Raw genomic sequence first — 3,030 nt, 5'->3', positions numbered from 1 at the left:
GTTATTAGAATCTGGAAGTTACAACGTAAACGAAGTTGGACATAAAGTTGGCTACAGCACGGCAAGTCATTTTATTGCTGCGTTTAAAAAGAAATACGGAACTACACCTAAGAAGTATATTGTGTCGAGTGCTGGTTAGACACGTTCCCGCGAAGGCGGGAATCTCTTGGATCGCTTTGCTCTTAGACCGGCTTCGCCTTTTAGATTCGCTTCGCTGTTAGACCGCTGGCGCTCTTAGTATTTTGGATCGCTTCACTTCGACTTCGCTCAGTGCAAGCGCTAATAGAAGTATATGAACATTGAGCGGAGTCAAATGTGGATCGCTTCGCTTGATTCTTAATTACTCTTACGTCACTTCGAGTGGCAAATCTTCGATTTGCTGTATCGAGAAGTACTATAATCTCAAATCGACAAATCAACAAAAAAGTTGCTTCAAAATTTATCCAAGTATAAATACTGCATTATTCACGTACTATCCGCAATGACAGTTTCCGTATTTATGGGCTGTTTTGGTGACTAATTTCGTTCCAAATTTGTGTCTCAATCAAAAGGTGAAATCTGAAAAACCTTAAACGAGTAAGAAACACAATTAAATAGTAAAGCCATGGGAACTAGTATAATCCAAAACGAAATGCTTGAGCTTATAGAGAAGCTCGGACAGAAATCATTAATTACCAATGAACAATATAATTTATTAAAGCAAGATTTTGAAGAGACTTTGACTCTTAAAGCAGTCGCTAATTGGTCAAGAGTTCGAGATTTGTTTTTTAATCCAGGTGTTGATCCTAAGTTTGAGGTTGAACCAATGAATTCAGCAAATTTGTGTCCTACATTTGTTCCAGTATTGAATAGAATTAATGCGTTGCGTTTTCAATTCAATTCAGATATTTCTATGCAATCAAGACAAGAACGATATGGACTTATTTTAGAAACGATACGAAAGGTAATTGCACAACATGTTGGCGCTGTGCCAGCTGCAGGTGTTAAAAATATTGCTTTGGTACGTAATACGAGTGAGGCTAACAATCAACTTTCAAAAGGATTTAAACTTTGGGAAGGCAATACAGTGCTGTTATGGGACGAAAATCATCCTACAAATAATAATGTCTGGAAATTGAGATCAAGCGAAACGAAAAAAGTGGAGACATTTTCACTTAAAACTGTAGATTTCTTTAATTGGACCGATGAGCAAATTGTAACAGGAATCAGCAATATTATTATAGAGAAAATCAAAAATACCGTTGGAAACACTGTCATGCTCAGTTTTTCTGAAGTGTCTAATATTTCAGGTATTTGTATGCCTTCTAAAGAAATTGTAGAAAGAGTACGTGCTGTATATCCAGACATTCATATTCATGTTGATGGTGCCGTAAGTTGGGGCGGCTTGGAAATAAATTTGATAGAGAAAAATGGTGTAATAGGTGCAGACTGTGACAGTTTTGCTTCAAGTTCGCATAAATGGCTTATGGGACCATTTGAAACAGGTATTTTTTATATGAAACCTGAGCGCGCTAAAAACTTTGATATTAGTATTCACGCGTATGATGGTAAAATTGGTTTTGAAGATAAATTACCTGAAGATACATCGAGATTTGAATTGCTTGGTCAAAGAGATGAAGCCAATATTTATGCACTTGGACATACTATTGCTGAACATAATAAGATAAACGGAAATGATCCAAAACGTATTGAAGCAAGAGTTAAGTTTCTTCAAGATGATTTAAGAAAAAAATTAAAGTTTATGGCTGAAAGATTAGGTGTAGAAATTATATATACAACACCTATTTCTGAAAAATTTTCTAATGGAGTCACTGTGTTTACAATTATTAATCCTAGACAAACAATTAACCATCAAGATTTATATAATTATTTATACGGTAAGAAAGGAGAAAGAGATCGCTTTGCTGTAGGTTTTATTCCAGAAAATAATGGTGATAATCCGCGTCCTGAAGCACTAAGAATTTGCCCTCATATTATGAATTTACCAACACAAATTTCTTCGGTTGTAACTAAGATAGCACGTTTTATTCTTGAAGATAATGATATTACTGTGGAAGAATTAGATGCTGTAGGAGTTGAAGAGTATGAACTTTAAGGTTACATATGTAGAATAGTTTTTAAAACATTGGCGCAGGTTAAAACTTGCGCTAGTGTTTTTTTTTGAAGCTTCTCAATACTAAAATCTTTCTCACCACAAATTCACGAATGATTTTATGTTTTTCTAATGTAGACTTTAAATGTATTGAATGTACTTTGAAACAATTCAACATTCAACATTTATAATTTAGCATACTGTAAAGTTTTCATGAATGACATTTGAAACTTCTCAATACTCATTTCTCAATACTCATTTCTCAATACTAAAGTCTTTTTTTACACGAATTCACAAATGATTTCAACACCTTCTTCAATTAAGTTTTTCAACTCATTTATGTTGTTAGTTTTTTTATCAAATATTAAGTTAGACCAATCTTCATTCAAAATAATTTGCACCCAAAAAAAACTATCTTCAGAGATTTCAAAATCCTCAAAATACCAACCAATATCAATCACATATTTTAAGTTCTTACTTGTATAAGTTATTTGTAAAATGTCTTCGAACAAATTATATTTTTGATCTTCCAAAGGAACATCTAGTAATAATACTGCATTTGTATTTGACAATTTTCCTTCACGAAAGTTTATGTTGGAGAATATGTTTGTCATGTATATTTTATTAGCAATAAATAGTGATCTAACAATCTAACAGTCTAGAAATCTAAGCAAGTCTAAGATGTCCAAAAGTCTAATAAAAATCAATATCCCGATCCTCCACTAATCCGTTTTCGCTTTTTGTATTTTACCTGTTCTACAGCTGCTTCAAACAATTCTTCTTCTATTTCGTCGCCGTAAATACGTTTGCCTCTTGCGCTTCGAGTTAAAAGATATGGTTCTACGTTTAGTGTAGGTTTATCTACAAATGCTACGTGATAGAGTTTGTTGGTTTCTCGGTAACGATTTGTTTCTTTTACCTTGAAGAAATATATAGTA

4 protein-coding genes are annotated in these 3,030 nt (G+C 33.3%); 2 read left to right on the top strand and 2 right to left on the bottom strand.

Translation table 11 applies throughout. The features are described 5' to 3' along the window. Together AB8B65_RS00395 and AB8B65_RS00390 are read left to right on the top strand one after the other, a co-directional pair. The coding region (locus AB8B65_RS00395) for a helix-turn-helix domain-containing protein (protein ID WP_405298809.1) at positions 1 to 139 on the top strand (139 nt) is incomplete at its 5' end. A gap of 465 nt (positions 140 to 604) precedes the next feature. Further along, positions 605 to 2,095, top strand: coding sequence for an aminotransferase class V-fold PLP-dependent enzyme (locus AB8B65_RS00390; RefSeq protein WP_405298808.1), 1,491 nt, complete (start codon positions 605 to 607; stop codon positions 2,093 to 2,095). 278 nt (positions 2,096 to 2,373) lie between these two features. On the opposite strand, the gene AB8B65_RS00385 is transcribed toward AB8B65_RS00390, so the two are convergent. After that, positions 2,374 to 2,706: a hypothetical protein gene (locus tag AB8B65_RS00385; protein ID WP_405298807.1), complete on the bottom strand. Its 333-nt coding sequence runs from the start codon at positions 2,704 to 2,706 to the stop codon at positions 2,374 to 2,376. Between the two features lie 89 nt (positions 2,707 to 2,795). Then, on the bottom strand, positions 2,796 to 3,030 hold a 235-nt coding region (locus tag AB8B65_RS00380), incomplete at its 5' end, for a hypothetical protein (RefSeq protein WP_405298806.1).

This window comes from Kordia sp. (genome assembly GCF_045105435.1).
GTDB lineage: Bacteria > Bacteroidota > Bacteroidia > Flavobacteriales > Flavobacteriaceae > Kordia.
The sequence above is the reverse complement of the archived record's forward strand: the minus strand, read 5'-3'. Positions and strand labels throughout refer to the sequence as shown.